Source organism: Gracilibacillus suaedae (genome assembly GCF_017599345.1).
GTDB classification, from domain to species: domain Bacteria; phylum Bacillota; class Bacilli; order Bacillales; family Amphibacillaceae; genus Gracilibacillus; species Gracilibacillus suaedae.
This window is the reverse complement of record NZ_JAGFVL010000063.1, coordinates 73,958-100,274: the sequence shown is the minus strand read 5'-3', so window position 1 is coordinate 100,274 and position 26,317 is coordinate 73,958. Positions and strand designations below refer to the sequence as shown.

43 protein-coding genes and 1 pseudogene are annotated in these 26,317 nt (G+C 34.6%); 8 read left to right on the top strand and 36 right to left on the bottom strand.

The genetic code is table 11. From position 1 onward, the window contains the following. Positions 1-85: 85 nt before the first annotated feature. Complete coding sequence (locus J5J03_RS21085) at positions 86-760, bottom strand: BMQ_0737 family morphogenetic spore coat protein (protein WP_208592347.1); 675 nt, start codon at positions 758-760, stop codon at positions 86-88. 257 nt (positions 761-1,017) lie between these two features. Between J5J03_RS21085 and J5J03_RS21080 the strand changes: the two genes are divergently transcribed. Both J5J03_RS21080 and J5J03_RS21075 read left to right on the top strand, forming a co-directional pair. Next, positions 1,018-2,076 (top strand): hypothetical protein, encoded by a 1,059-nt coding sequence (locus J5J03_RS21080; protein ID WP_208592345.1) that lies wholly within the window; start codon positions 1,018-1,020, stop codon positions 2,074-2,076. Continuing rightward, positions 2,064-2,468 carry a Mov34/MPN/PAD-1 family protein gene (locus J5J03_RS21075; protein WP_208592344.1) on the top strand — a complete coding sequence of 135 codons (405 nt, stop codon included), beginning with the start codon at positions 2,064-2,066 and terminating at the stop codon, positions 2,466-2,468. Before J5J03_RS21080 ends, J5J03_RS21075 begins: the two co-directional genes overlap by 13 nt. 86 nt (positions 2,469-2,554) lie before the next feature. On the opposite strand, the gene J5J03_RS21070 is transcribed toward J5J03_RS21075, so the two are convergent. The 3 genes from J5J03_RS21070 to J5J03_RS21060 are packed head-to-tail and all read right to left on the bottom strand — an operon-like array spanning position 2,555 to position 3,712. Further along, positions 2,555-2,722 (bottom strand): hypothetical protein, encoded by a 168-nt coding sequence (locus tag J5J03_RS21070; RefSeq protein WP_163583348.1) that lies wholly within the window; start codon positions 2,720-2,722, stop codon positions 2,555-2,557. 17 nt (positions 2,723-2,739) lie between these two features. After that, entirely contained in the window at positions 2,740-3,210 is a 471-nt protein-coding gene (locus J5J03_RS21065) for a GNAT family N-acetyltransferase (RefSeq protein ID WP_208592343.1), read from the bottom strand. Between the two features lie 52 nt (positions 3,211-3,262). Further along, a complete protein-coding gene (locus tag J5J03_RS21060) occupies positions 3,263-3,712 on the bottom strand; it encodes a hypothetical protein (protein ID WP_208592342.1) in 450 nt (149 codons plus the stop codon). A 139-nt stretch (positions 3,713-3,851) separates the two neighbouring features. Between J5J03_RS21060 and J5J03_RS21055 the strand changes: the two genes are divergently transcribed. Next, entirely contained in the window at positions 3,852-4,916 is a 1,065-nt protein-coding gene (locus J5J03_RS21055) for a C45 family autoproteolytic acyltransferase/hydolase (protein WP_208592341.1), read from the top strand. Positions 4,917-5,759: 843 nt separating this feature from the next. Here the strand turns inward: J5J03_RS21055 and J5J03_RS21050 are convergent. Further along, complete coding sequence (locus J5J03_RS21050) at positions 5,760-6,617, bottom strand: nuclease-related domain-containing protein (protein ID WP_208592340.1); 858 nt, start codon at positions 6,615-6,617, stop codon at positions 5,760-5,762. 168 nt (positions 6,618-6,785) lie between these two features. Then, positions 6,786-6,875, bottom strand: a pseudogene (gerE, locus tag J5J03_RS21045) (spore germination transcription factor GerE); the annotation flags it as partial. Positions 6,876-7,038: 163 nt separating this feature from the next. Between gerE and J5J03_RS21040 the strand changes: the two are divergent. Further along, the gene (locus J5J03_RS21040) at positions 7,039-7,587 is read left to right on the top strand and encodes a hypothetical protein (protein ID WP_208592339.1); all 549 of its coding nucleotides are present in this window, start codon (positions 7,039-7,041) and stop codon (positions 7,585-7,587) included. Between the two features lie 4 nt (positions 7,588-7,591). Here the strand turns inward: J5J03_RS21040 and J5J03_RS21035 are convergent, their stop codons facing one another. The 30 genes from J5J03_RS21035 to J5J03_RS20890 all read right to left on the bottom strand — a co-directional run bounded on the left by J5J03_RS21035 (position 7,592) and on the right by J5J03_RS20890 (position 23,532). Continuing rightward, positions 7,592-8,344, bottom strand: coding sequence for an adenylate/guanylate cyclase domain-containing protein (locus tag J5J03_RS21035; RefSeq protein WP_208592338.1), 753 nt, complete (start codon positions 8,342-8,344; stop codon positions 7,592-7,594). Positions 8,345-8,432: 88 nt separating this feature from the next. After that, positions 8,433-9,944: a recombinase family protein gene (locus J5J03_RS21030; protein ID WP_208592337.1), complete on the bottom strand. Its 1,512-nt coding sequence runs from the start codon at positions 9,942-9,944 to the stop codon at positions 8,433-8,435. A gap of 80 nt (positions 9,945-10,024) precedes the next feature. Further along, the gene (locus J5J03_RS21025) at positions 10,025-10,564 is read right to left on the bottom strand and encodes a recombinase family protein (RefSeq protein WP_208592336.1); all 540 of its coding nucleotides are present in this window, start codon (positions 10,562-10,564) and stop codon (positions 10,025-10,027) included. Between the two features lie 130 nt (positions 10,565-10,694). Beyond that, positions 10,695-10,838, bottom strand: coding sequence for a hypothetical protein (locus J5J03_RS21020; protein WP_018931357.1), 144 nt, complete (start codon positions 10,836-10,838; stop codon positions 10,695-10,697). Next, positions 10,835-11,488 carry a lytic transglycosylase domain-containing protein gene (locus J5J03_RS21015; protein ID WP_231710866.1) on the bottom strand — a complete coding sequence of 218 codons (654 nt, stop codon included), beginning with the start codon at positions 11,486-11,488 and terminating at the stop codon, positions 10,835-10,837. The genes J5J03_RS21020 and J5J03_RS21015 overlap by 4 nt, the downstream gene beginning before the upstream one ends. Next, complete coding sequence (locus J5J03_RS21010; RefSeq protein ID WP_208592335.1) at positions 11,481-11,858, bottom strand: hypothetical protein; 378 nt, start codon at positions 11,856-11,858, stop codon at positions 11,481-11,483. Before J5J03_RS21010 ends, J5J03_RS21015 begins: the two co-directional genes overlap by 8 nt. 15 nt (positions 11,859-11,873) lie before the next feature. Beyond that, positions 11,874-12,218 carry a hypothetical protein gene (locus tag J5J03_RS21005; protein ID WP_208592334.1) on the bottom strand — a complete coding sequence of 115 codons (345 nt, stop codon included), beginning with the start codon at positions 12,216-12,218 and terminating at the stop codon, positions 11,874-11,876. Further along, positions 12,205-12,831: an ATPase gene (locus tag J5J03_RS21000; protein ID WP_208592333.1), complete on the bottom strand. Its 627-nt coding sequence runs from the start codon at positions 12,829-12,831 to the stop codon at positions 12,205-12,207. The genes J5J03_RS21005 and J5J03_RS21000 overlap by 14 nt, the downstream gene beginning before the upstream one ends. Further along, positions 12,831-13,199 carry a hypothetical protein gene (locus J5J03_RS20995; protein WP_153789876.1) on the bottom strand — a complete coding sequence of 123 codons (369 nt, stop codon included), beginning with the start codon at positions 13,197-13,199 and terminating at the stop codon, positions 12,831-12,833. The genes J5J03_RS21000 and J5J03_RS20995 overlap by 1 nt, the downstream gene beginning before the upstream one ends. Before the next feature lie 39 nt (positions 13,200-13,238). Continuing rightward, positions 13,239-13,427 (bottom strand): hypothetical protein, encoded by a 189-nt coding sequence (locus J5J03_RS20990; RefSeq protein ID WP_208592332.1) that lies wholly within the window; start codon positions 13,425-13,427, stop codon positions 13,239-13,241. 18 nt (positions 13,428-13,445) lie between these two features. Further along, the gene (locus tag J5J03_RS20985) at positions 13,446-13,838 is read right to left on the bottom strand and encodes a hypothetical protein (RefSeq protein ID WP_208592331.1); all 393 of its coding nucleotides are present in this window, start codon (positions 13,836-13,838) and stop codon (positions 13,446-13,448) included. A gap of 3 nt (positions 13,839-13,841) precedes the next feature. Continuing rightward, entirely contained in the window at positions 13,842-13,979 is a 138-nt protein-coding gene (locus tag J5J03_RS20980) for a hypothetical protein (RefSeq protein ID WP_208592330.1), read from the bottom strand. Positions 13,980-14,101: 122 nt separating this feature from the next. Continuing rightward, positions 14,102-14,383, bottom strand: coding sequence for a hypothetical protein (locus tag J5J03_RS20975; protein WP_208592329.1), 282 nt, complete (start codon positions 14,381-14,383; stop codon positions 14,102-14,104). Further along, positions 14,384-14,833 carry a hypothetical protein gene (locus J5J03_RS20970; protein ID WP_208592328.1) on the bottom strand — a complete coding sequence of 150 codons (450 nt, stop codon included), beginning with the start codon at positions 14,831-14,833 and terminating at the stop codon, positions 14,384-14,386. Beyond that, positions 14,833-14,991 (bottom strand): hypothetical protein, encoded by a 159-nt coding sequence (locus tag J5J03_RS20965; RefSeq protein ID WP_018931347.1) that lies wholly within the window; start codon positions 14,989-14,991, stop codon positions 14,833-14,835. The genes J5J03_RS20970 and J5J03_RS20965 overlap by 1 nt, the downstream gene beginning before the upstream one ends. 2 nt (positions 14,992-14,993) lie before the next feature. Then, the gene (locus J5J03_RS20960; RefSeq protein ID WP_208592450.1) at positions 14,994-16,418 is read right to left on the bottom strand and encodes a fibronectin type III domain-containing protein; all 1,425 of its coding nucleotides are present in this window, start codon (positions 16,416-16,418) and stop codon (positions 14,994-14,996) included. Between the two features lie 17 nt (positions 16,419-16,435). Then, the gene (locus J5J03_RS20955) at positions 16,436-17,383 is read right to left on the bottom strand and encodes a hypothetical protein (protein WP_208592327.1); all 948 of its coding nucleotides are present in this window, start codon (positions 17,381-17,383) and stop codon (positions 16,436-16,438) included. 117 nt (positions 17,384-17,500) lie between these two features. Further along, on the bottom strand, positions 17,501-17,782 hold the full coding sequence (locus J5J03_RS20950) for a hypothetical protein (protein WP_208592447.1): 282 nt from the start codon (positions 17,780-17,782) through the stop codon (positions 17,501-17,503). Between the two features lie 85 nt (positions 17,783-17,867). Next, complete coding sequence (locus tag J5J03_RS20945; protein ID WP_208592326.1) at positions 17,868-18,059, bottom strand: hypothetical protein; 192 nt, start codon at positions 18,057-18,059, stop codon at positions 17,868-17,870. 38 nt (positions 18,060-18,097) lie between these two features. Further along, on the bottom strand, positions 18,098-18,274 hold the full coding sequence (locus J5J03_RS20940) for a hypothetical protein (protein ID WP_208592325.1): 177 nt from the start codon (positions 18,272-18,274) through the stop codon (positions 18,098-18,100). Between the two features lie 66 nt (positions 18,275-18,340). Further along, positions 18,341-18,550 carry a hypothetical protein gene (locus J5J03_RS20935; RefSeq protein ID WP_208592324.1) on the bottom strand — a complete coding sequence of 70 codons (210 nt, stop codon included), beginning with the start codon at positions 18,548-18,550 and terminating at the stop codon, positions 18,341-18,343. Beyond that, on the bottom strand, positions 18,550-18,705 hold the full coding sequence (locus tag J5J03_RS20930; protein WP_208592323.1) for a PTS ascorbate transporter subunit IIC: 156 nt from the start codon (positions 18,703-18,705) through the stop codon (positions 18,550-18,552). The genes J5J03_RS20935 and J5J03_RS20930 overlap by 1 nt, the downstream gene beginning before the upstream one ends. A gap of 147 nt (positions 18,706-18,852) precedes the next feature. After that, positions 18,853-18,990 (bottom strand): hypothetical protein, encoded by a 138-nt coding sequence (locus tag J5J03_RS20925; protein WP_208592322.1) that lies wholly within the window; start codon positions 18,988-18,990, stop codon positions 18,853-18,855. A gap of 2 nt (positions 18,991-18,992) precedes the next feature. Beyond that, on the bottom strand, positions 18,993-19,214 hold the full coding sequence (locus J5J03_RS20920) for a hypothetical protein (RefSeq protein ID WP_208592321.1): 222 nt from the start codon (positions 19,212-19,214) through the stop codon (positions 18,993-18,995). Positions 19,215-19,500: 286 nt separating this feature from the next. After that, positions 19,501-19,800 (bottom strand): hypothetical protein, encoded by a 300-nt coding sequence (locus tag J5J03_RS20915; RefSeq protein ID WP_208592320.1) that lies wholly within the window; start codon positions 19,798-19,800, stop codon positions 19,501-19,503. A 12-nt stretch (positions 19,801-19,812) separates the two neighbouring features. Continuing rightward, positions 19,813-20,232 (bottom strand): hypothetical protein, encoded by a 420-nt coding sequence (locus tag J5J03_RS20910; RefSeq protein ID WP_208592319.1) that lies wholly within the window; start codon positions 20,230-20,232, stop codon positions 19,813-19,815. A 129-nt stretch (positions 20,233-20,361) separates the two neighbouring features. Further along, complete coding sequence (locus tag J5J03_RS20905; protein ID WP_208592318.1) at positions 20,362-22,572, bottom strand: phage/plasmid primase, P4 family; 2,211 nt, start codon at positions 22,570-22,572, stop codon at positions 20,362-20,364. Between the two features lie 271 nt (positions 22,573-22,843). Further along, positions 22,844-23,017, bottom strand: coding sequence for a hypothetical protein (locus tag J5J03_RS20900; protein WP_208592317.1), 174 nt, complete (start codon positions 23,015-23,017; stop codon positions 22,844-22,846). Continuing rightward, positions 23,017-23,175 carry a hypothetical protein gene (locus J5J03_RS20895; protein WP_208592316.1) on the bottom strand — a complete coding sequence of 53 codons (159 nt, stop codon included), beginning with the start codon at positions 23,173-23,175 and terminating at the stop codon, positions 23,017-23,019. Before J5J03_RS20895 ends, J5J03_RS20900 begins: the two co-directional genes overlap by 1 nt. A gap of 135 nt (positions 23,176-23,310) precedes the next feature. After that, positions 23,311-23,532 (bottom strand): helix-turn-helix transcriptional regulator, encoded by a 222-nt coding sequence (locus J5J03_RS20890; RefSeq protein ID WP_208592315.1) that lies wholly within the window; start codon positions 23,530-23,532, stop codon positions 23,311-23,313. Positions 23,533-23,667: 135 nt separating this feature from the next. Here J5J03_RS20890 and J5J03_RS20885 point away from each other — a divergent pair, with 135 nt between their 5' ends. From J5J03_RS20885 to J5J03_RS20870, 4 genes are all read left to right on the top strand, one after another. Next, positions 23,668-24,000 (top strand): helix-turn-helix domain-containing protein, encoded by a 333-nt coding sequence (locus tag J5J03_RS20885; RefSeq protein ID WP_208592314.1) that lies wholly within the window; start codon positions 23,668-23,670, stop codon positions 23,998-24,000. Positions 24,001-24,003: 3 nt separating this feature from the next. Further along, the gene (locus J5J03_RS20880) at positions 24,004-24,696 is read left to right on the top strand and encodes a restriction endonuclease (protein WP_208592313.1); all 693 of its coding nucleotides are present in this window, start codon (positions 24,004-24,006) and stop codon (positions 24,694-24,696) included. A 92-nt stretch (positions 24,697-24,788) separates the two neighbouring features. Beyond that, positions 24,789-25,283: an ImmA/IrrE family metallo-endopeptidase gene (locus tag J5J03_RS20875; RefSeq protein WP_208592312.1), complete on the top strand. Its 495-nt coding sequence runs from the start codon at positions 24,789-24,791 to the stop codon at positions 25,281-25,283. A 91-nt stretch (positions 25,284-25,374) separates the two neighbouring features. Beyond that, the gene (locus J5J03_RS20870; protein WP_208592311.1) at positions 25,375-26,316 is read left to right on the top strand and encodes a DUF4747 family protein; all 942 of its coding nucleotides are present in this window, start codon (positions 25,375-25,377) and stop codon (positions 26,314-26,316) included. Position 26,317: the final 1 nt, after the last annotated feature.

Sequence of the window (26,317 nt, the reverse complement as noted above, 5' to 3'; positions counted from 1 at the left end):
AAATACACCTCTTTCGTATGCCTTTCTGGTTGAGAAAAAAAAAGAAAGAGAGGATTTTCCCTCTCTTTATCCCTATGTCGTTGAATTATCCGTTATTCCCGTTACTAGGGAAAACTACAGGGCATTGTGCTGGAATAGTTGGTGCTGGGCATGGTGGGAATGGTAAAATGTCACGTGGTTGACAGAACTCTGCTACAAGTTCTAATGTTACATCAAAAGTAGATTGGATACTTTGGCATAGACGTACAGTTACCGTAACATCTAATTCATCTGCTTCTGTAGTAGTACCTGCATCACATGCAGCAGTACACACAAAGCAATCTAGATCTGTATACGATACATCTATGTCTGTTCCTTCTGGTGCACAAAGAATGACTTGCTCACAACGAGTAAATTCTGCCGTACCAACTTCTACCTGAGTACCACCAAGTGCTGGTACCAAATTAACGAAAACAGTTACCTCGAAATTTTTACGAATGTTAACAATTTGTAATGTTACTTCTTCATCATCCACGATAAATACTTGATCTTCTCGGTCCAATACAACGATTGGATCCGTTTCAGCAGGAGCAACTTCACAAGTTACTGTGTCTAAGTCAATATCATCACATTCTAGCTGATCACCTGTAACAGGGTTGATCGGTAATTCTAAGTCTGGCAAATTCAAATCGAAAGTTGCTTCGTTTAAGATCCAGTCATATACCTTCTCTGTATTAATACACAGAAGCTCCTGCCCTCCTGTAAGATTATCCATTTGCATCGAGCAAACACCTCCAAATAAGATTACTGTCCATATAGCCTATGACAACACACCAAAAAATGTTTTAGTGAATTTGCGGAAATATCATGATATTTGGGAAGTTAGGCGAATATCATATGATAAAAAGAGTCCGCAATCGCAAAACAAGTGTGAGTTTCATCAGTAACAGTTATAAAATCTGAATAAAACAGCACATTTGTCACGAATTGGTGTTTCACCAATATTATATTAATGTGCAGTAAAAAGGGTGAATCGTCATGTATCAATATAGGCTCTATAATTATGAAGAAATTGAAAAATTAAATCGTGATCTAGAAGTTTATAAAAAAGCAATAGAAACATGGAATCAAAGTGAATCCGTTTTATATATGGAAGCCCAGCAAGAGCTAGAAGCAACGAAGAAAGAATTAGCTAAATATAAAGGAGAAATGAAGGCTATGGAAGAAACCTATCAAAAGCAAATACAAGGTTATGCACAGAAGGAACAGAAAATAGCTGCTCAAATTCATGCAATTAACCACTCGATCCAACAATTAAAAAAAGACGTTCACAGTATAAAGGATGATGTGAAAGAAATACGTATTAATGAATTACTCGAAAAAGTAGATCAAATAATCGGAAATACAGATACAGAATTACATGAAGTAAAAAAACAAATAGATGAGCAGCAAAATATATTTACTCAAGTTAAAAATCAGCCGCAACCTGAAAAACAACAGCAGCGAACAAGAAGACATACGAGTGAATACCGGCGATTGCATAACATGTTGAAAGCAGCAAAGCCCAAAAGCCATGTAACTCCACCACCAAGTAATAGTACGATGACAAACCCAAAACGGCGCCGTCCATCTGCTGATACGAATATGATCACTGTCCAGAATGGTAAGAAGATATTCCACAATGCCAAATACGAACTAAACAAAAATATCATTGTCAAAAAGAAAACAGCAAATAAGGAACCAAAAAATGAAACGAAAAATAAAGAAAAGGTTAAAGAAGAAAACGAGAATAAAAATATAGTCGAAACTGAAGAGAAAAACATCCTCCTACAAGATCAGCAAGTAGAAGAACAAAAAACAAGAGTATCCAATCTTCCTTCTGAACCAAAAGCGCAAGAATCAGCCGGTTCTCAAGAGCCAAAAATACAAGAGCCAATTGTTGAGCCTAAACCAAGTAAACCAGAACCAGCCACAGTTGAGCCAGAACCAAAAAGTGTTTCACACAAACAAGAAACAAAAACTACTCAAGAAGAAAATAGCACTCCAAGCGGCATTAAAAAAACATGGTTATTAGCAAAATCATTATGGAAAAAATAATTACTTTACCAAGTAGCCTCTATCAAGCGTTGATTGTAGAAGGAGAAAGTCAGCTACCTTATGAAGCATGTGGACTATTAGCTGGTTTTCAAAAACAAGTAACGTCATTTTGGCCATTGCAAAATCAAGTAAAATCAAGCAGTCGTTTTTTTGTTCCTAAAGAAATCGTTACTTCAACAGTTAAGAAGATTCAAAACAGGAAGGAACAGGTTTTAGCTATTTTCCATACCCACCCTTCAACTAAACCTGTTCCTTCACAATTTGATTTAAAACATCACCCAGATGACGAAGTTGATATGGTGATAATATCCTATAAATATGGCATACCACAATTAAAGTGGTATCAGATTCGACATAATACCTACACTGCATGTAAACTTGTTATAAGTTAATGACTAATTAAAAAGTATGTGCAAGGAAATCATCTTTTTTCTAAAAAAGGTAACCCATATATACAGCGGATAAATGATGTAGGTAGTTATTTAGTATCCGTTTGATTTATTTTAACTAATTCCTTCAGTACACGGTGGATATTTTGCAGGCTGATTAAAATTAAGCCTAACATCACAAAAGTGACTATTTCACCTGTTACAATCGATATGATTCCAAGCACCAAAGCGTACAAGACATATGGCCAATTACTCAATTGTATTCACCTTCCTTTTAACGACTGTTAAGTTTTAATTTTAAGCCTTCATGTGTTGCTTTGAAACCAAGGTTTTCATAGAACCTTAAAGCATCTGTTCTTGTTTTATCTGTTGTTAGCTGAACCAAGTGACAATTTCGGGTTTTGGCATGCTCAATTGCCCATGTAATCATCTTCGTTCCGATCCCTTTGCCTCTTACAGACTCATCAGTCCGCACCCCTTCAATCGTTGCTCGCCATCCACCTTGATGAGTTATGTAAGGTATAAATGTAATTTGTAATACGCCAATAATATCTTCTTTCAAAACAGCTACAATTAGCTCGTTATTTGGATCTGATTGTATCGCTTCAAACGCTTTAATATATCGATTTGGTAGAGGATGTCTATAATTTTCACGTGTTTTACCTAATGGATCATTCGCTAACATTTTTACAATTTTATCAACATCTTTTTCTTCTGCTTTCCTGAATAACAATTCATTTTTCAATACACATCAAACTCCTTTTATTCATTGCAGGTTAAAATAGTTTCCATTTTCTTCACGTGAAAATCGTCTTGTCACTCAAGATAAATTTTAATTCTTTTTTCACCATCATGATCGCCTCTTCCGTTAACCACGCTTTATTTATATGCTCTTCCTTACCATTATTCTGCACCAATAAAAACATATCGTCCATCTCCACTATACGCTCAACGTTAAGAAATTCAATTTTTATTCTGGTTAACAAATTTGGTCGGTACAATGAGATATAGTCTTCTTCCAACCGTAAATATACTTTATTTGGCATTTTATAATAAAACATAACCCGAGTTATACCGAATAAAATAATTAACAATTGCAAGATAAGGACGATAATTAACTGGATAATGCCTATCTCTAACATGTTAGAAAATGTGCTCACCACAGTCACAACAACCGCGATTACATATAGAAACCAATTGACACTGTATTTCTTCCATTTAACATCAGGATTAAATGTAAACTGCAACTAATCCCCCCTAAGCTTAAGTTTTGTTGGAATAGTCTCCCCCATTATTATACAGTTCTTCTATATTTTCAATAATCTTATATTAGATTATAATGAAAAGTATTGATTGAAATTTACATACTTATTGAGGTGCAATAAAATGAAACAAATTTATACAGATGTGATCCAATTTCGTGGTTCGCATTATGATCTAGGGTATATGCAAGGTCAAAAATTAAAAAACTCTTTTCTTGTGCAAAATCGAAATAGACAATGGAAAGTAAGAATTCCTCGATTTCGGATTGACGAGAATGCAACAAAAGCCATATTTAGACGTTTTAATTCCTCTATTTGGGACGAAATGGAAGGGTTAAGAGATGCACTTGGCTGGCCAATGGAACGCGTTTTGTTAGAGTTTGGCGGCTATCGCTTGAAAGTACAGCAATCCGGTTGTTCTATTTTTGTCGGAAAAGATTATATGATCCGTAATTATGATTATCACCCGAAAACCTATGATGGACGTTACGTAGTATATCAACCAACAGATCATGGTTATGCGACAATCGGTGTCAGTCAACGTGTTTCAGGAAGATCGGACGGAATGAACGAAAAGGGACTTACTTTAGGCTATACGTTTATTAACCGAAAACGTCCTGGTGACGGATTTGTTTGTCATATGGTTGGAAGACTTGTTCTAGAATTATGCGCTAATGTGGAAGAAGCAGTTTCCTTATTAAAAGAACTTCCGCATCGTGGTTCATTTAGTTATGTACTCTACGATGGAAAAAGTAATACGACTTCGATTATAGAAACGTCACCTCGAGGTGTAAAAGTACGTCAAGGAAATACTTGTACCAATCATTTTGAAATGATGACTAAAGAAAACCGCCATTTTTTAGATGATTCCAACAAAAGATTAGATGCAATGAATAACAAACGGAATCATGATTTATCCGGACTAGAAGCTTTCCGGATGTTGAACGATTCTGATCAAGAGTTGTTTTCGAATCAATATCGCAGCTGGGCTGGAACGATTCATACATCGGCTTACTTTCCTCGGTCATTAACTTCATGGCTTGCATTAGGTGGTGATCAAAAGCCGATTGAGTTTGATTTTGCTGAGTGGTTAACTGGAACCGATTTTTCCAATGTACGAATCGAAGGAAATGTTGATACAGATATTCCGTTTTTACATATGGAAAAGGCGGATTGGTTTAAAAATTAGAATAAGAAACCAGTTATTCTATGTTTTGAGCGAATAACTGGTTTTTATTTCACACGAAAGCAGAGTAATTCAACATAGCAAAATTTCCCTGATTACCGACAGGCAAGTGCTTGTCCCTGCGTTTTCTATTTATAATTTCTTTTGGGAAATAATCGGTTTTCAGTACAAGCTCAAACTCGTTGCATTTACATGAGCATTCCTTTGGACAACTTATCATACTTGATTGATGAAAATAGTAATATTTGTTATAATTTAATACAATTATACCATTTTATTCAAAAAGAATAGGAGGGGGATTGTTGCGAGACATTATAAAATCATTAATTGAGTTGCTCCTTATTTTTCTTCTTTTAACTGGCATTGATACTCTTATTCAAATAAGTTCTATTGCTTTAAAATTCAATTCTATATTCACGAACATCTCCTTGTACTCTGTTGTATTTATATTATTGGGATTCTTTTTATTCCGTGTAATAAAAAGACATCAATTAAATAAATTAATTCTATTAATAGCAGCTGCTGTATTTTTATTTTTATCAACGATAATACCGGATCAAACACCCACATTACTTCATACAACAAAATATGCTTATACTTTTGGTGTTCCATTTCCATTTATTACAATATACAGTGAAAATAATTCTGGCTTCCTTTTACAACATCTTTCTATAAACAATTCATACTCAGTTAACATGTTCGCGTTCATTGCAAATATAATGTTAATGTATTTTGTCATAAAGTGGATTTGGAATATTTATCATAAACCACAAATACCAACTACTATTTCTCAAATCAATTCCTAACCACAGAAAAAAGACGCTTAGATCCTTTAGCGCCAATCACTTACTTTATATTTTTTTGATGTTCAAAACAATATATATTTCCACTAAATTTTTTATTAGATAAACAGTACGCTTTCACTTTTTCTGAAACGTTTTTTTCACAAATTATACACTTTGCCTTTTCCGTCGATGATGTCGAAGATTTTGTATTTGCCGTTATATTTCCATTCTTTAATGTTTCTACATGCTGCTTTCTGAGAGTTGGATCGGTTATATTAACATTGTTTATTTGATCAAAAATCTGTAGGACTTCATCTTCTGTTAAAAAAGGTTCTACATTTTGATGTTTATTAATAGCAACTTTTCTGCTAATATAATCCGATAATTCAACATCATAGACAAGTAATTCATTGGAAGTAATCTTCCTTAGATCCATATCTTCAATTTTGAAAGTGCAGCGTTTTGTAAAAGAGACCATTGAGATAAACAATGAATGATATTTTTTATTAATAAACGTTTGCAATGCTTGTATATGACCATAATTTTGAATAAAAGGATTCATCATTTTAAACTTACCATTCACTGACCATACTTTCCTGTCTTTTCCACCATATACTGTACCTTGATAGTTTTTTGTTTCGATTACAAAAATCCCGTATGGTGAAACAACTACGTGATCAATTTGAGAATACCCTGATTTTGCTTTAGAATTTTTCACCATAACATCTTCTAAATGCTTATAATCATTTGGAAGTTGATCTAACTGAATATTAATTTTATACTCTCCAATTTCACCTTTTCGGACTGCTACTTTTTCCTTATCCTTCCTATTTGGAGTTGGATTTTTTTTAGTTGTCTGAACTCTGTCGTTATTACCCTGTTTTTCTTTCTTGCCTAATATTTTTGATAAAAAACGCATAGTAAACTCCTATCCCTGTTTAATTATTGAGTTCATCTTATCATTTTCTTTTTTCTATTTCTAGTATTTTTTACCTATAAAATATTCAGTTGAGGAGAATTTCAATATTTCACTCTTTTTCACCAACAGAAAAACCAGTTATTCCTTTGTAGAATAACTGGTTTTCATCTAAAGCTCTAACTCGCCCATTCGCAATAACTCCACTACAGCTTGTGAGCGCCCCTTTACACCCAGCTTCTGCATGGCATTTGAGATATGTTGTTATTGCGAACTAAAAAGAATATTTTTTGACTAACTCACTTTTCTTCCATCATTATAGTGAATTAAAGTATAAATGAATTTCAATCTTTAATTTAAACTTTTTATTAGTTAGAACTAATGCTATAATTAAGTCAGTTTTGTGATCTGAATGGAGGTAAGTATGAGTAAGCTTGATATATTAATATATAATTACACTAACATACAGGAACTTATACGTTTTATGGATCAAAAGGCTGGTGCACTATTAGTTGTATATGGTTTTTTATTTACAGCTACTATTGAATTTGCAAAGAACTTAGATTTTATAAATCCCTTTACTTATAGTAACGATTTTAAGATAGTTATATCGATTTTTACATTCCTTGTTGGGTTTTCACTTACCATTTTATTAACTTATCAAGTTTATATAGTAATTTTCAAAGTAATAAAACCACGGGAAGCGATAGGCTATACACAAGAAGAAAATTCAATTATTTATTATAAACATATATCAACACTAAAGAAAAACGAATATTTAGATCATATTAAACAGTTGCCAGAAATAGAAAGTGACTTAGAAGATACACTACAAAAAGAACTTTCTTCCCAAATTCATGAAATTTCCCGTATAATGGCTTATAAATCTGAAAAATTCAATTTTGTATTAAACATTCTTTTTCTATCAATCTTTTTATTATTATTATTCATTTTACTTTCAAATTTTCTATAAAAGTTTAGAGTTCATTAGTAATCCAATCATTAAATTCATTTACAATAATGTTGCCATGATAATAACTACCTATTTTAAAATCAAATTCTTGTTTCCACCAATTTTCAACATCTTTATTGCTATTTTTTTCTTTTTCAATTTCAATATAATTTGTGAAAAAAATGTCAGACATAACAATTGGTCGAATACCATTTTTATTACCTAAATCAGAAAGTTTTGATGCTTTTGCAACTGCTTCACCAATCCATACTAAATTATTTATTCCTGAAGATTTTCTTCCTGCTTTTACTGCCAATATTTTATTTAAACCCAATCCAATTCCAGCATTAATTGTAGGAAGATTTCTTTTTTTTAATAACTTATTTAACATATTCATATATGTATTGACATAAACAGCCCTAGTCGAAACATCATATAGGTCGTTTAAAACTGGAGTAGAATAAATTGCGAATACGCAATCTCCCCTTATACCAATTTCTTTCAACTGATTATTAGTATCTTTTCTCAATATCTCTATTATTTCAGATGTAAATCCACGAATCACTTTTGCTATGTCTAGTTCTTCATGTTTAGTAAATAAGTTAGTAGAATCTCTCAAATCAATAAATATAGCACTTACCCAAGCTTTATATCCATTTGTGTAGGTAAAATTATCTTCAGATGGAAGCTTGTCAACCTCTTCTATTTTGTCAGTGTTATCAAGTATTTCTTCTACCTTTTTTTTTCTTTCCTTATAGTCATAACTTACAAAATTCATTATTTCTCACCCCTATTATAGAATATATAGCTAATATTACCATATTATTCAAAGAAAAATAACGCTTGAATTTTTGTCCAAGCGTTATTTACTTTAAACTATTGAAGCTAAATTTTAATTCAATTAATCCATCTTTATATATAGTCCCATTTTCAATTAATGTATTGAAAACATTATACAAATCTTGATTTTTATTATTCAACTGCTCTATTGCTTCTTTAATTGTTTCAATATTCATTTCCCGTTTCTCTTTAGTGTTTAACAAAAATAAATCGTCTTCTAATCTTTCTATTTTTTTCTCTATCAATTCTCTTTTACTTTCATACTCATATTTATTTAAAATGCCTTCTAAATAAATATCTAATAACCTATCTATTTTTTGTTTAAAGTTATCAATTTCTTTTTCTAGCTTTTTAATTCTTGCTTGATCGTTTATTGTTAAGTTATTTTCTAGATTAAAGCTTGCTATTTCTGTTTCTTCTTTTAATTTATGTAGCACTAATTCACGAAAGCTCTCATACGTAATAGGTGGATGATTCACACATTTATTGGATCGTCTATATTTGCTGCATTTTAGATACTTCCAGTGAGTTTTTGATCCGTCCTTCTTCTTTTTCCAACTTTGCATTATAACCATATTACTACCACAATGGCCACATTTGAGAAGCCCCCTAAACTCATTCCATGGTGTTACTTTTTGCCTTTTATTCAGAACTTCTTTATTATTCGCTTTCTCAAATTCTTCTCTGGATACAATAGCAGGATGATGATCTTTAATTACAGTCCATTTTGATTCTGGATTTTTTATTTGCTTTTTCCTTCCGTCCACTTTTATGTTGGTATATTGATTTAAAATAAAATCGCCACAAAATGTACGATTTTTCAATATTCTTTGAACAGTTGTAAGCTGCCATGCTCCACCTGATTTCGGAGGTAATATTGATCCATTTTCTACTCCTTCGTTTAACTTATTTGTAATTGTTTTCTGTCCATACCCTTTGTTATTGTACCAGTCAAAAATTTTCCTTATAACTGCTGCTTCGTCTTCTTTTATAACTAGTTTCTGATCAACTCGGTCATAACCGTATGGAATTTTACCGATATGATGCCCTTTTCTTACTTTGGCAGCAAGTGCAGCACTGATTGATACCGATTGTGTTTTAGGATATTGTGCTGCAAACATAGAGAACATTTCAAATTTCATATCATTTTTGCCTTCAAATTCGCTATCATAGCCTTCTTCAATAGTTACAACACGTACACCATGACCTAATAGAACCTCTTTGATTTCTAGTGCGTCTTTTAAATCTCTGGCAAGCCTATGTATTGATTTAAACACAACCATTTTAATTTCTCTGTTTCGTGCTTTTTTTAGTATTAGCTGCATAGCTGTTCGTTCGAGAAACATTGTACCTGACTTTGCTTTATCTTCTAAAATGGATCTGTCATTCCATTCAAAATGATTTTGTTCTAACCAGTAGCGGCAAATATCAACTTGATTGGTTAATGAATCCTTTTGCTCGTCTTTATCTGTAGATACCCTGGCATAAACTAAATAAGGGTATTCACGATAAGTTGTAAGTTGTTCATCCTTCTCCACTTATAACACCTCGCTTTATACATATCATATTAATGTGATAACAAAATAATTATAGAACATTTGTTCCTTTTATTCAAAAATTATTTAGACCGTATTAATGTACTCTTACTTATACCGGTCATTTCCTCAACTTGTTTGTATGAGTAAGATTTCTTTAACATAAGAGCATGTTCAATTTGTTTCTTGCTGTACTTTTTTGGGCGACCTTCCCGAAAATCATCACGTTGCTTAGCGACCTGTTTTCCTTCTTGTGTACGTTCAACAATCATATCTCTTTCAAACTCTGCAAAAGCACTCATCACATTAAAAATAAGCCTTCCTGTTGGGGTATCCTCCACCAATCCCATATTTAACACATGTACCTTAACACCTTTCTCAAATAACTGTTTAATCGTACTGATTCCATCTACTGTAGACCTAGCAAACCGATCTAATTTCGTAACAACTAAGGTATCATTTTTAATTAAGACCTGGAGCAATTCACTAAATGCCGGACGATCCCTTTTAGTTCCAGTAAATTTATCCTTATATATTTTCTCGCAACCTTCTTCATTTAGCTTTTGGATCTGACCTTCTAAATCTTGATGAACAGTAGATACTCTCGCGTATCCGTATTTCATTTTTATCCCCCCACTTATGACACTAAGTTTTGATACCTCTTAGAATACCGATCTATTAACCACTTTATAATTGGTTCAATACTTGTAAGTTATGACACCACTAATAAAAAAGAAAAGGCTAATTCTAGCCCTATTTAAATAATCTTTTTGCTGCAAACTTACCAACAACTCTATTTTTGATACGCTGTTTTACTTTTCCTCTTCGTATTGCATTAACATCTCCTAAAAACTTTGCTAGCTTGTATAAGATCGTTCTTATTTTACCTATAGTCATTCTCTTTCCTCCTGGTAATTGTTTTTATAGTATTCTTGTTTCGACATCACTTCTAAACCATACTGTGTAGAGTGATTGTAAGCCCACAATGCACTCTTTATATCTCCTTTGGCTGCTCCGGTTGCTGCTAAGTAATTGGCAGCCGAAAAAATAGCGTCCTCTATCTCAAAAGGATCTCTTTTACCGTTTCTGTTTGCGTCTACACCGTAATGCTCCCACGTTCCAGGCATAAATTGCATATGCCCTAATGCCCCGGCGCTGCTTATCATAGTTGCATGACTAGAAAAGTTAGTCTCCTGGTCGTGAACAGCAGCAAGTAAAGTCCAATCTATGTTGTATTGTGCTGCTGCTTGCTTGTATAAATCAATGTATTGCAGATCCTGGCTAGTATTGGGATTATAAACGGCTGTAAACGTGTTTTCTTGCGTATATTCTATTGCTTTACTATAAGCCCTTTTATAAGCTGCTATTTCGCTTTTTTTCCTGGTTAACTCTATTGATTCCTCTTTGTCTTTCGTCTGGTCTATTTGCTTTTCAATCTCTTCCAGTTCTCTTTTATATTTTTGTTCCTGGTCGTGTAGATCAGTAGCAGCAACTGGGAAAACATACAACAAAAAACCGATAATAGAAAGAAGAAATGTTTTATACAACGCTAGCACCTTCTAACAGCTTGTAAGTTTGCTCTTTGATCTTTTCTAGTGCTTCTATTTGTTCCTTGTCTCCGTCCTTTACTCCAGCTTTCTTGACTGTATCGGATATCAAAGGAATATAACTGGCGAGAAAAGAATAGATCATCTTTATTTCTCTTACGTTAAAATAAAAATCGTACACTTGGTCGCTTGCTGCTTCTGAATTCTCTATGACGTGCTCCAGGTTTGCTTTTACCTCGTCAAAAGATTGCAACAACTCTTTCTTTTCATTCTTATGGTTTCTTTTGAAAGTGTTTCTAGCACTTTTTCTTGTCATAGCCATATGAGCCAATAATAAGGCTGTCTCGCCTTGATCTAGTCTTAATAACATCTATAAAGATCCTCCTTATGCTTTTAAATCTTCTATATACATCACTAATTTTCGTTTCTCGCCTTTTGTAAGTTCATCCGGCTTCATAAGAAAAAATGATCTTCTGCCAATTTTAATTTTTCGATCTGCACCGTAATTTTTGGCTCGTTGCCAATGGATACAACCAAACGGAAGCAAGATAAAACCCTGGCGCTTTGCTAAATCCTCGGCTACTTCTAAAGTCTGATAAAACGTAAACCGCTGTAAACTTCTAGCATAAGCAACAACATTTAATGTCTCCGGGTATAAATACGGAAGCGTTCTAGGGTCTTTTTTCTTGTAACCTTTCGGAACTATGCTAATCTCTTTAACTTCTAACACGTATTTTCCCCCTTGCTTCGTCGTGAATGTCGTTTAACGTTTCAAAAAATTCTTTTCCTTCTCTTTCAGTGCTAGGCAAAGGAAAACCTTGCACCATGTTCCAGGAATCATATAAATTTAATTTAAAAAATCTTTTAGCCTTCCACATAGGTATAAATTGTTTGTGTAAAAATTCCCTGGTTTGATAGTCCATGAAATGCAATGAGAATCCTTTATCTCCAATCTTTCTAGTTGTAATCAACACTTCTACAATCTGCCTTATACGGCTATCTACGTTGTTTATAGAAGGGCTGCAATAAAACTGCACTGATTGCATTTTTCTAGTAAACATCATAGTTTCTGTGGCTATTCCTTGACCGTATTTGCTCCACTTACGATTACTGAAAGCCATTTGCGCTTCGTCCCAACAACATATAGAGCCTTGCGCTTCGGCTACCTTGTACCAGTCTGTATAGTGTGTCATGGGGTAACTGTCTGCAAGTTCATAGTTGCTAAACAATTCCACATGACCGCCCTGGGCTTCCGTTTTCGCTTTCCAATGATGTGCCAGGAGCGACATTAAAAAGGTTTTACCGCCCCCAAGTGGTCCTTGTATGAAAAAGTGGTGCGCCATTATCGTTTTGCCCCCTTTCCATCCGGAGCCATTACGATCGGTTTCGGTGGTTTCGGTATTAATGCCTCGATCGTATCCAGGTAATATTCCGGGTTTGCAACGTCTGTCTTACCTTGTTTCTTGATATATTCAATTAGTTCTTTATAGGGGCTGCCTTCTTTGTGTAAATATTCGTTTTGTCCTAATCGTTCCAGGAAAAGCAAAGCCTTGACTTGCGGTTCTCGTAAGTTCTGTGACTTGCCTTGCATTTCCTCGATTACTTGTTTTACGTCTGATATGTGCTGCACCTGGGGGAAAAGATCATCACTTATAACAGATTGCAGCTTATCGGCATTTGAATGTGCATTTTGTTGCTCTGTATTTTGCATTGAGTGACCAACTACCTTTCTATTTCGATTTCGTTAAGCCTAAGAGCCTTCTAGCAACACGCTTTTACTCGGTTTTTCTATGTGATTTACAATCTCGTTTACTTGGCACTGCACATTTTCCAAAAGTGGGTTATCAAATTGTTCATCATAACTTGCAGCGTCACTTAAACTATTTACAATTCCTTTTAGTTCATAGATCATGCAATATAACTTTTGTGTCTCGTCCATGTTTTTCCCTCCTGGTTATTAAGTTGCTACAACTGCAATAATGATAAATGCAATAAAGATCAAAGCTATTAATAATCCTTTCGTCCAATCTAGGCTACTAGGTAAAGCCGGGGGCTGATATGCTGTAATCTGACTAAGTACGGTATTCATTTCTAATTGTGCAAGTCGTTCTGTTTCTTCGACAGATCGAGAAGGAGCACGATAAAAGAAATTGCGCCCCATTTCGCCTACTGTAATCTCACAATCTGCCAGGGGCACTTTATAATACCCCATACAAATAACGGAATCGTCTGTAATATCTGTTACATGCTTAATATCACTCGTTTTCTTATCGTTATCGAAAACTATTAGTAAGTCATCCGTTTCAAGGTTAAATTCGTCTTCCGTCTTATTCCGGTTAAATAATCCCATTTATTACACTACCTTTCGTTTTCTTTTTGGTTGTTTATTGGCTGATCGTTGGTATACCTTCCAGGAGACAAAGACAACACTTGCAACCCCGGCACTTGTCCCGGCTCCAACAACAAACATATAGAAAAATGCGTCTACCATTTATTTTCGCTCCTTTATTTTTTTGATTTGATAAGTCAATTTGACGCAGATAACAAACATTAGATAAACAAACATGCAAATAACCGCAAATTTCAACGCTATAAAAATAGGCTCCAACACGCCTACCACCACTTAACACCTTCTTTCACGCTATAGTACATTCTCATAACTGACCTAAAGATTAATAGTGTGCCTAACAGCACAGTGGAGAGCAAAATAGAAGAGACTACCATTTGCCATACACCAGGCAAGTCTCCAAATACTGCAAAATATGAACCTATATCTATGCCCTGGGCTGTCACTAACTGAACGCTCTGGATTCTTTCAATAGCAAGATCAAGAAAGCCTATAGGGGGTTGGAATATCTTATCTATAAAGCTTTTAATGGTTTCTAATACGTCCATCTAATCGCCCCCAACTCGTATACTTGAGATTAATTTCATTGCTCCGATTGCTGTAGTAAACCATATAGCAAATAATAAAATGTAAGCTATCGGCTCAAGCTGTAACGGTGTGAGATTATCAAATAATCGCCCCACCATATCGGAATAACCATGACCGCCACTAGATTGTGGACTATAAGCTAAACTTCCTAATGTTCGAGCAAAGCCAACCGCAAGCGACCACAATAGCCCTCCGGCTTCTAGTAACACTTGAAACAACTTAACGGCTATTACACCAATCATATAGAGCAAATAAAGCAAGCCCTGGATAAGATCATAAATAACTTGGAAAAAGGCTACGATAATATCTATTAGCGTTTGAATAAAGTTTCCTATGCCCTCTAACAGCCATTGAATAGCGCCCCATATTAAATTACCTATCCAGGATAAAACATCACCTATAATCCCCATTAGTAACCTGTCCTTTTGCTTGCTACGATCGATTTAATAAAGTCTACAATCCTATCAATAAACAAAATCGACATCATAAGGAGAAGAAAGGGGGCAACATACATCATATGCCCCATAAAAACCACTTCTATTGTCGCTTGTAATAAATCGCTATTCATAGTTATGTCCTCCCTTGTCTCGGTTCCCTCGGTATACGTGGCGCTCTCGGTTCTCGTTGTTTCTGACCGGTCACTATCTTTTGTTGTCTTTCGGTTAACCTGGTTCCTGGTGCTGCTGTTTGTGCTGCTCCATTACTACCGGAAAAGGATTGCCTTATAGCTGCTATTACTTTCGGTACAAAGATAAAAGCTAATGCCAATAACACAAAGCCCCCGATCAATAGTAATAAGCCGTTACCACTTTCTATTAATCCCTCTACACCAAAAGGCAGCGTCATATCGGAAGTGTCAACAAGTGGAGGTTCCGGGATAGTTGTTTGCACCGTTACCCCACTACTTTCTATGCCTTCATAGGTGTTAGTCACTTTATACTCGTATTGATCGTTTTCGTTTACGCTAAGATCGGCAAAGGTTGTTCCATTTGTCTCAAATAACGGTTCGTAATCTTCGGCAGCATAAACCGTTTGTGCTGCAAAAGGATTCAGATCATTTATATTGAAACTTGTAACGGTTCCGGTCGTTTTCCGGTAGATCGTCGCTTTTCCAAAATATTTTGGTGGGTTGTTCCAGGACAAGTCTACCCTTTCCGGTGTTGCTTCAATTTCTAAGTTTTCTACTTCCGGCACTTCTTCGGCGTTTTCCGGTGGTGGTGTGTTTTCCGGGTCGTCCGGGTATTCGTCTTCATGATCGGGTATGCCGTCGCCGTCACTATCCACAATTTCTAGCGTTGTTCCTTCTATTGTTTTTCCTTCTGATTCATTCCCGAATATGTCTACAGTAGTAATTTTAAATTGATAGGTTGTGTTATCTCCTAAATCATTTAATTTATAGGATTGATTATCTTTTAATCCTTCCTTGATCAACACATCATCTTGATAAATATTAACACCGGAAAAATCATCATCATTAGGGTTTGACCAACTTAAATCTAAGCTGTTGTATCCTTCATTTATTGTTAAATTACTAACCTCTCCTGGTGGTGTTAAATCGTCCGTAGGAGCAGAAAAGAAATCAACTTCTTTAATCAGGTTATAAGAGCTACCATCGTGTTCAATCTCTATTCGTTCAACCCCACTAAAGACTTGATCAAATTCAAAATAACCATACTTTGCATAATCATTCAAAACTATTTCTGTTCCGTCATGAAAGTAAAACCGCCACGCACCATTACCACCAGTACCTTCGATATAATAAGCAATAATATCAACCGGGTTGACAAATTCAATAAACCATTTACCGCCGTATGTTGTACCTGTTCCGGTGTTTAGGTCGTTATCATACCCGCCTTTTGGAAGGTCGGTGTCTGCAATGTTTTCGCTATCGTCTAGCAAGCCATCATGATAGTCATAGGTGCTTGCAAATACGTTGCTTAATGGAATAAGTGATAGTGTTAATGCCACCGCAAGCATAAACATTATTTTTCTCATAGGTTCGCTCCTTTCTTTTACGGCATAGGAAAGTCCCCGTTATTTCCTCCCGGCATTGGATAACCCCCATCACTATCTCCAGGCATTGGGAAGTTTCCTTCTGTTTCTCCTGGTGTTGGGGCTTCGTTTTCCCCTTCCTCCGGTATCGGTGTTGGGTTGCCTCCTTCTTCCGGTACAGGAGCCGGGTTGTCCGGTTCGCTTGGTGTTGGTGCTGGGTTTTCGGGTTCTTCCGGTTCTCCTGGTATCGGGTTTTCCGGTTCCTCAGGTGTTGGTGTTGGGTTCTCCGGCTCTTCCGGTTCTCCTGGTCTTGGGTTGTCGGGTTCTTCCGGCTCAAATACTTCTTGCTCCGGCATAGCGTCTATAGGATTGTCAATATCAAACCCTCCACTATCGTCTTCTCTGAAATCTACGTCCGGCGCTTGGTCTTTAATATCGCTATCGTCGAAACCTTCAAGCCCTGAGTTTTCTTGTCCGGTTGGCTCTTGTAAATTACCGTCGTCCATGTCTGACGGATAACCAGGAGCAGACATTTGTCCGGGCGGGCTTCCTAGCATGTTCTCTATACCGCCTATTAAACTCGGCACAATCGAATCCCTAAACGTATCGGCTACATTTCCCCAATTGGGAGCCGGGGGAATCGCTCCTATAACGTCGTCTATTTTATCCAGGTATTCTTGCCATCCTGGTGTATTGAATATGCACCCACAATTACTGCCACTTCCATCATTGTTGCTACCGTCGTCCTCGTCACCTTCACAATCCGCATTCTCATTTTGGATTAATGAAGCCCCTACGCTTTCCGTTGCCACCACATTTTCGGATGAATCGTAAAACGTATAAGTATATGAACCGTTGCAAGTTAGCGTTGTATAGTCACCGCCTGGAACAACGTCATAATCAAAACTTGCTCCGGTATCATTGTGTGTAATATTGAATGAGGAAACCCCGGATAAGTCCAGGTACACATAATAAATATCCTCGCTGCTGTTGTATTCGCTGCTAGTTATTCCGGCAGCAAAAACATTAACTGGTAAAGCTATAAATATTAATAGAAACAAAGGTAAAATCTTTTTCATGATCTATTACCTCCGAAACCTCTTTTTTGCTGAATAAATTCTATCTTCAAACACATTTGTATATATAGCCTCTGAATATCTTCTTTTATGTCTAGGGCTATCCTTATTTATTTTGTTATCTTGAAATGTCCTAATACTAACGAAAATCATTTCAATAACTAGGGGAATAAAAACAAATGCTAAACCAACCAACACAAAAGCACCTACAAACCCCAAAAGACCGCTACCACTTGTTATTAGTTCCCCCACATCAAAAGGTAACGAAAGACCTGACCAATCAATTCCCATTACATTAAACCTCCTTCCAAAGCAAAAAGCCGGGAGGATAGCATTTAAAACTATCTACCCGGCTTTTTGCCATCCACTCTTAAAACTATTTACCTCTTGCTGCTGAAAATGATTGACGAATAAGTGTAATAACTTTCGGAACGAATATGAAAGCTAGTGCAACTAACACAAAGCCCCCGATCATTCCTAATAGTCCGTTACCACTTGTGATTAAATCTCCTACATCAAACGGTAAGGAAAGACCCGACCAATCAATGCCTGTAGTTCCTTCTTCCATGTTGTATTACCTCACTTTCTTAAAATAGAATTAAAGGATTATTTACCTCTTGCTGCTGAAAATGACTGACGAATAAGTGTAATAACTTTTGGAACAAAGATGAAAGCTAGTGCAACTAATACAAAGCCCCCGATCATTCCCAATAGTCCGTTACCACTTGCAATTAAATCACCTACATCAAACGGTAATGAAAGACCTGACCAATCGATACTCATTATAAAATTCCTCCCTTATTAAAATTTAAAATTATATAATACCGGGTAAACCCCGATTATTAACGATTAATAGCGCCTTATTTCATAATCTCGATCGTTGTTTTCGTCATCTTCGGTCTTTTTGAAAGACCTTACGACAACCCCGACCAATGCACCGGCTAAAACAATTGCAACGGTTAGCATAATGCCTGGTTGAATAGTTTCGAGCAACATCTTAACGTATCCCCAAAACTCTGACATGCTCTCATTAGTCCAAAAGGTAATGCTATAAAACATTATGAATCCCTTCCGTTTCTGACGGCTCTAATAACTACTAACAGCAATAAACCAACTGCCACCACCGCCACAATTAACATAAGGAACGGCGCTACTGTTTTCATAAAAAACTCGAAAGCGTCCCAAAAAAACGACCAATCCCAAACACCTTGCATTAGTTTGTTACCTCCTTTAACCTTTAATAAATTTATATATACTAACGGCTGTGAAAAGGAGAGCAACAAAGACAGCCCAACTTATAATAACAGCCATTATGTCCGGGTTTCCTAGTAAAACCTTGAAGGCTTGCGCCATTAAACCGCCTACCTCCATAGACCAGATCCCCTTTCAAATGCTGTTAATACTAGACGAACAATCGGGAAGATCAAAAGGCAAGCTGATAAAAAAGCTATGTAAACCAATACTATTTCTAAAACGGAATAGTCTACGACCTCAAACACCTTTAAAACCTCCTGATAACGTGACTAATTAACATAAATATCAGTAGCAAAATAATTAATGTCGACGTTATTAATTCGCCTAGTGTGATTTCATGAATGATATGAATAACACCTGAATCTGTTTCAAACAACGTCATTTCACGTGTATCTACTGGAACTACTACTTGTGGATCACTAGACATAGAATCTATTATTTGGTCATCTTGGGATTCTTCGTTATTCATGCGTTCACCTTCCTAAAGCAATGAGATTAAATTGCTTTAACTACATTCAAAGTTATCACGATTTTTAAGCATTACATATGATAAAACCAAACATATGTATGATAAAACTTTTTCTAAAAATATTTTTCAAAACAAAAAAATCGCTCCAAACTCAGAAGCGATTTTTATTTCATTTAACAAAAATATAAGGTGCATTATCTTGGTGACTCATTCAAAAAGGCGTGCAAAAATTAATATATATATTTATATTAATAAACAGCACGGTTTCATTTGAATTGAATGGAAATCACTTTGTGAATTCATAGATATTTTGTTGATGAATAAATGATCTCCCTGACCTTTTATGTATGCCAGATTCTAACGTGTCAATCCAATTTAATAAATCTTTTTTGGTGCAACCTTGTTGTTTTAATTCTAATGGAAAGCTAGAAAAGTCATTTTTCCATTCATACATCTTGCTTAAAGCATTATCTATTCTTCCAAATGCGTAAATAATCGTTGCATTTGCTTCATAGTTTTCTCTTATACAATACTTTTTCAAATATAAATACGTTTTTCCTTTTGCTCGCACTCTACCAAGAAACATCTTGAATCACTCCTAACCTATTTTTCGTCTTTTCTTTAGCCATTGGATAAATCCAGCTGCATCATTAAAACCTCGTTCAAAAGAACAGTTTTCGCGGATAATTTTAGCCTTGTAGGGTTTTACACCCCCTTTAAAGTAATTAAGCCTATAGACGCTAACCAATTCATTCTCATGCCTTTCTATATATAAATAAGAGCCATAGCCATAGCGAAACTCATAAAGATCGCCATGACCATAGATATTGAAACCAATGTCATATGCTTTTTTGTTCTCTTGTAATCTAGTGATTATTTTTAATTTATTATGTTTTATTTTTTGTTTTAATTTTTCTATGTTATTATTTTTGTTATATATTAGTTTTAATTTTTTATTGTCATGTAGTATTATTTGTATATTATTTACATATAGTTCATCTAAGAGGGTATTTAACATATATTTACCTCCTCTAGTTACTTTTGAGTTACTTAGTTACCAATAGTTACTTAATTTGTTGTTACTCTCTAATAGATTTTTCTATTGGTGGTTATCGTAAAATAGATAACTTTAGGTAACTAAGTAACTTTAGATGATATCTTCATCAAAATCAGAACGTAAACCAACACCAAAAAAATACAATTTATTACCTGTAGACTTACGTTTCTGAAAACCTTTCATGACTAAACGATTATTAAACGAACGCTTTTTCATGGGATACTCCCCTACTGATTCAGCCCAAGTTAAATACTCTTTGTGCAATTCATTAGCCTGGACTTTAGCTTCTGAATTAATTACACAACATTCATTTAAAAAACTAGCTAAGAGATCCATTTCCTCTTTATATTCGTCTGTTGCGTTCTTAACTTCTTCTGGTTCTCCTAACCCTTCCTGTTGCCATTTCAAACAGCCATCAACAGCCCATTTTAAAATGCCTGGAAGTTCATCATGTAATTTCTCTGGTAAATCCTTGTCCACTTCTTCTTTAGGAATAGTACGATCAAAAGGTATCAGCCTAATTCTTCTCCAAATCCCTTCATCATCACCTTTTACAATTGGCTTGTGGTTGGTTGTAAAGAAAATCTTGAATTCAGGCATAAACTCAAAAAACTCTTTTCTTAGAAAACGTGCTGTGATCGGTTCACCACCAGTTAATTGCTTAATTAGGGCTTCCGATAACTTTTGACCATCCTCACTTTCTACTGCGGATACAAAACGTGAGCCATGCAGCCTAGCTATATCGTTATTAATGCCCCCCTCATTAATACGAGTAGTAAACGTATCGGCATTTGTTTGCTTGCTGTAATCTCCAAGTAAGTCCTTTACAATGTTAATTAGCGTACTTTTGCCATTTCGACCTGTTCCCCACAAGAAAAAGGCTACTTGTTCGCTTGTGTCTCCAGTTAAGGCATATCCTATTGATTTTTGAATAAAGTCAATCAATTCAAATTTGATCTCGTCATTTTCCTTTTTGAAAATGCTTTGTAAAAAAGCTAACCAGTTCGGACATTCAGCGTTCTGATCATAAGTAATGTGTGTATTTTTCGTTATTAACATATCTCGCTCATGATTAAGTAGTTGCCCCGTTTTTAGATCCACAACACCATTAGCACAATTTAATTTAAATTTGTCTTTGTTCAATTCTTCCTGTGATACTGGCAACATTGCTTGTGCTCTAGCGATACTATTAAGAAAAACAGAACTGCGCTCACTGCTTTGCGCCCATTTCCATAGGTTTTTCCGTTCATCCGTATCTGTTAAGTCTTGAATTTCTCCATACATTTCACGAAATGTCTTAATAGCAATACGTTCTATCCTTCTCTTTCGATCTTCAATCCATGTAGATCCATTCCAGATCAACCATTCTTCAAACTCAACACAATATTTTAAATCTTCACCATTCCGATAAACCAACCGTTCAGCATTCCCCATCTCCGTTAGATTAAATCGTGGCTTATTCTCATTAGTTACAGCCTGTAATGGATAGTCTTTTGGAGGTGCTGCTCCATTAGTTTGATAGTTCGTTCCGGATGGTTCAAATTGAAATGCGCTGCGTAATGTATCTGTAAATTCTGATTGATCGATAGATGGAATAAAGAAGTATCGATTTAAAAAACTAACAATGTATAATACATCTTTTTGCGAATACCCAAATTCAATCAATCGGCAGCAATGACTATAAAGTGTGTTATTACGTGAACCTTCATTAACTGGAAAATAGAATGGACGATCGTTTTCATTACTTAACTTTTTTAATCTTTCAAAAAAGATTGGCATTTCGTCTAACTCACCACTGGCAATATGTACCCACTCACGACCTTCTGTATTTTCACTAGGTAAAACAACTTGTCCCCTACCAGAAAGGCGATAATCACCTACAAAGCCACCTGCCATTAGTACCTTTGCATCTTGACCTCTCACTTTACCTGTAGACTTAAAAAAGAACTGATAACCTCTAACAGTTTTAATCGCATGAAATTGAAAATCAGCTGCATTAAGTGCTTCGAAGATAGCTTGTCCTTCCTGTGGATCGTCTATATCAATCACATCATATCCATCTGGAATAACTAAGCCTGTCCATCCTTTTTGATTAAGCCATTGAGTTGTTTCATGTTCATCTAAACCTGGCACATTCAAATCTTGCCATTTCTTCATAAAGGGACGTTTTGCAACGCTATATTCTTGTTTTTTATTTATATAGGAATAACCAATCAGCTTAATGACTTTGAATGGTTTTTCTGCTGATGGAAAGAGTGTTGATAGACTTGTTACATTCAATGGTGCAATTGCTAAACTCATGTTTTTCCCCTTTCTTTGTAAAAAACTAGTAAAAAGACTTTTAAAAATAGGAGAAGAATGATAAAGTAATAGTGACTAATTTACCTTGTAGTAAGTGTGTCCGCACTTGCTACTTTTTTTATTTCTTTATCATTCAACCCTCTCACCTACTTTTCGATAAACTTCACTGCAAAATCGATTTTGACTCCTTGCTTCTTTAAATCTTTCACTAAATTTATTAAATGTTGTTTTTTCTGACAGTTTTCTAATTTCATATATTTCACCGCTTTAGTTAAATTGTTTTCATTTTATAGCCGATTAGCTTTGCGTTTAGACCGAATAAATCAAAACCTCTTCTCGCAACTTCATTTTTCGGTAAGGTCACATCTGATTCAAAAGTTTTCTCTATCGTCCATTCATCAACTTCGGCAACTACAGTATATAAATATTTTTGAAATTCTAGCATTAAGCATTCATCACCTTTTCACGTGGATTATCTGGAATAACTTCTGGTGTAAAATACGGCTTTAAAGCTTTTTCAAATGCTTCCTCTCTTGGCATATCGCCATAAGTAACCTTTCTGATCTTATAAGTGACTTTTCTCTTGGTTGTTTGCTTTGCCATTTGCATCACCCCTGTTCTTAACATATGCAGCAGTAATATGTGGACTAACCATATTTTTGTTATTGGTAGAAATTTAAAAATGTAGTAAATTAGCTATACTACTACTGACTAGAAATGTACTTCACTCACATCAATTCAAGAGCACATTTCGTGTTCTTGATTTTCAAAAAAAATTGTTTGAACTGAAACTTCATAATAATTAGAAATTCTAATTTTAATTTCATCTTTTGGTACACGTTGTCCATTTTCGTACATCTGAAGCGCACTAATACTTATTCGAAGATCCTTTGCTACTTCATCACGAGTAAGATTTCCCCTTAAATCAATTAAACGCTTTGCAATTAATGCTTTGTTCATAAGATACCTCCTGTCCACGTAATGTGTTCTATATTTTTAATAATAAACTACAATTCGTGTTTTGTAAACACTTTTCGTGCGATTAAATAAAAAAGCACACATTTTGTGTTATTCTTTAATTAAGAAGGTGATAAAATGGAAAAATTCGGTGACCGATTGAAAAAATTGAGACAGTCTAAAAACTTATATCAAAAAGATTTAGCTCAGCATTTGAATATTAGTAAAAGTGCAGTAGGAATGTATGAAAGAAATGAGAGAGAACCTTCGTTTGAATTATTAACTAAAATTAGTGAGTATTTTGATGTTTCTATTAGCTATCTTGTAGATGGAAAAAAACATAAAAAAGAGGAGAATGAAGAAAGTTTATTCTTTTTTGATATGGAAGGCTTAACACAAGAAGAAATTGACGACATCAAACGTCATATCGATTATGTGAAGTGGAAAGCGCAACAGGAGAGAGGTGATTAAAGTTTGAAAAAAAGTGATAGAGACACAATTTATGGACTTATAAGTTGTTCTATTATATTAATTGGTTACTTTCTGCTATGGGATACGTTAACTTCTGTAATTCCGAGTTACATATATGTTTTTGCAGTTCCAATAGTAGCTGCAGTAATTGGAGGATTAATAATAAGACAAATCCCTATAAAAAAACAAACAAAGAAAAAGAAAACTCCAATTAACAAGTCCAATAGTAAAGGCAAGAAAACCATACATAAAAAAGACATTCCACATAATTTATTTAGATCAGAAAAAGAAATCCTTACATTGCCTATTGAACAAATATCATGGCGGGAGTTTGAAGAAGTATGCTACCTTTATTTTAAAGCAAAAGGTTGCAAACCAAGAAGAACTGGTGAAGGTGCTGACGGAGGAGTAGATTTAATTATATATTCTAAAGAAGATCAAGCAGATGAAGCTGTACAAATAAAACATTATATTAATTCAGGTAATCAAATTGATGTAAAACCAATTAGAGAATTGGATTCGGCAAAGAAAAATAAACAATGTATGCTAGCTAGATTTATAACATCATCTACTTTTACAAACCCTGCAATGGTTGAAGCTGGTGACAGAGGAATTACAACTAATAGCATTCATTGGGTAAAATCGAATCTTGATCCATGGAGAACAAAAGAAGCTAAGAAGAAAAAATACATATAATCCAAAATCTTTTGAAACAGTAAATTTTGCTGTTTCTTTTTTGTCTTGATAAAAAGAACGTTTGTTCGTATAATGTAACGGAGGTGATTAAAATGTCCTACACATATAAGCCATTCGATCTAGAAAAATGGATAGCTAATCATTATTTAAAGAAAGGAATTACTACCCCTTCACAAATGGATATTCACAAGATTGCTAGATCATTTGAAATTCAGCTAGGATTTAGGGAGAAACGTTCTTATTCTTTTACATATGGTAGAAGTAAAATCATCAGTATTGATTCTAGGTTAACAACCGAGGAACAACACGAACAATTCTTTCATGAGCTCTGTCATATTCTAAGACACTGTGGATCGCAACTAATCATGCCTAAAGCATTTCGTGATCTCCAAGAATGGGATGCAAAACGATTTACACTTTATGCAGCTATTCCGTTCCATATGCTAAAATTATTTGATTTAAAAAGCGAATATATTGTAAACGAAATGGCTGAGGCTTTCAATTTAGATCTATACATTGTTAAAGAGAGATTGAACGGTATAGCAAGAAACATGGTAGTTATTAATTCCACACTATTTCATAATTAATTAAATATTTCCAAATATTTAATGTAAACTTCTTCTATTTATAGTAAAATTGTATCATAGTTAATAATTTTGTAGGAGAGGATTATTTTATATGTCAATAACTCTATATTTTTCTAAAATAAATATCAATTCTCATATATTCAATGTTTATAATGACAGAAAAGAAATGCAAAAAATATTTGAAAAACTATACATAAATATTAAAGATGGTATATTATATGGAAATGAAACTGTCGGTTTTGATGAAAGTGGCAAGGAATACCACGATACTACTGTTTACAAATTTTATTCTATTTTGAAATTTTCTGATTTAGACTACACTATAACAGGTAAAATAGTAAAGAAGATGACAATTTTTATAAATGATTTAGATGAAGAAACTGGTGAAATGATAAATAAACCAACAAGTCATACAGAGGTTATTGATTTCTATTTTGATATTCTTAAAGAGATAGTTTGTTTTCACACTACTAACCGATTTGGATTCAAGGAATTCAATGATGTATTTAAGGAACTTATTAACAGAAGTATGTTTACAGAAGATGAAGAATATTATTTTAAGGTTTCTTTGTGGAGGGAAGGTCTAGAATTAAATGATATTAAAAAGCAACTTAAAAAGATAGGTAACATTGAATCTTTAAAAATAGATATTACTCCACCAAATCCTGATGATGAAATATTAGACAATATACAAGAAAACGGAGAGGAATATCTTGAAAGTATAAAGGAAGGAAATATCACTCAAAGAAGCATTTTATTTAACTCTAAGGCTCCACAGGGGCTTAAATTAAACTCAAAAATGGTAAATCAAGAATTAGATCGGGTAGATAATGTTCATTCATCTATATCAAGTGAAACTGCAATTCAACGAGGATACATTCATCTTAGTGCAACAAGTAAAAACGGAAGAACTTTTACAACTGAAGACAGCAGACCTGTAAAGGATACGCTCACTGAAAAACCGTCAAGTCAACGTGATTTTGCTCTTGCATGCAAAGATAAAGTTAATGCACTTTTAACTTACTTTACTTAGG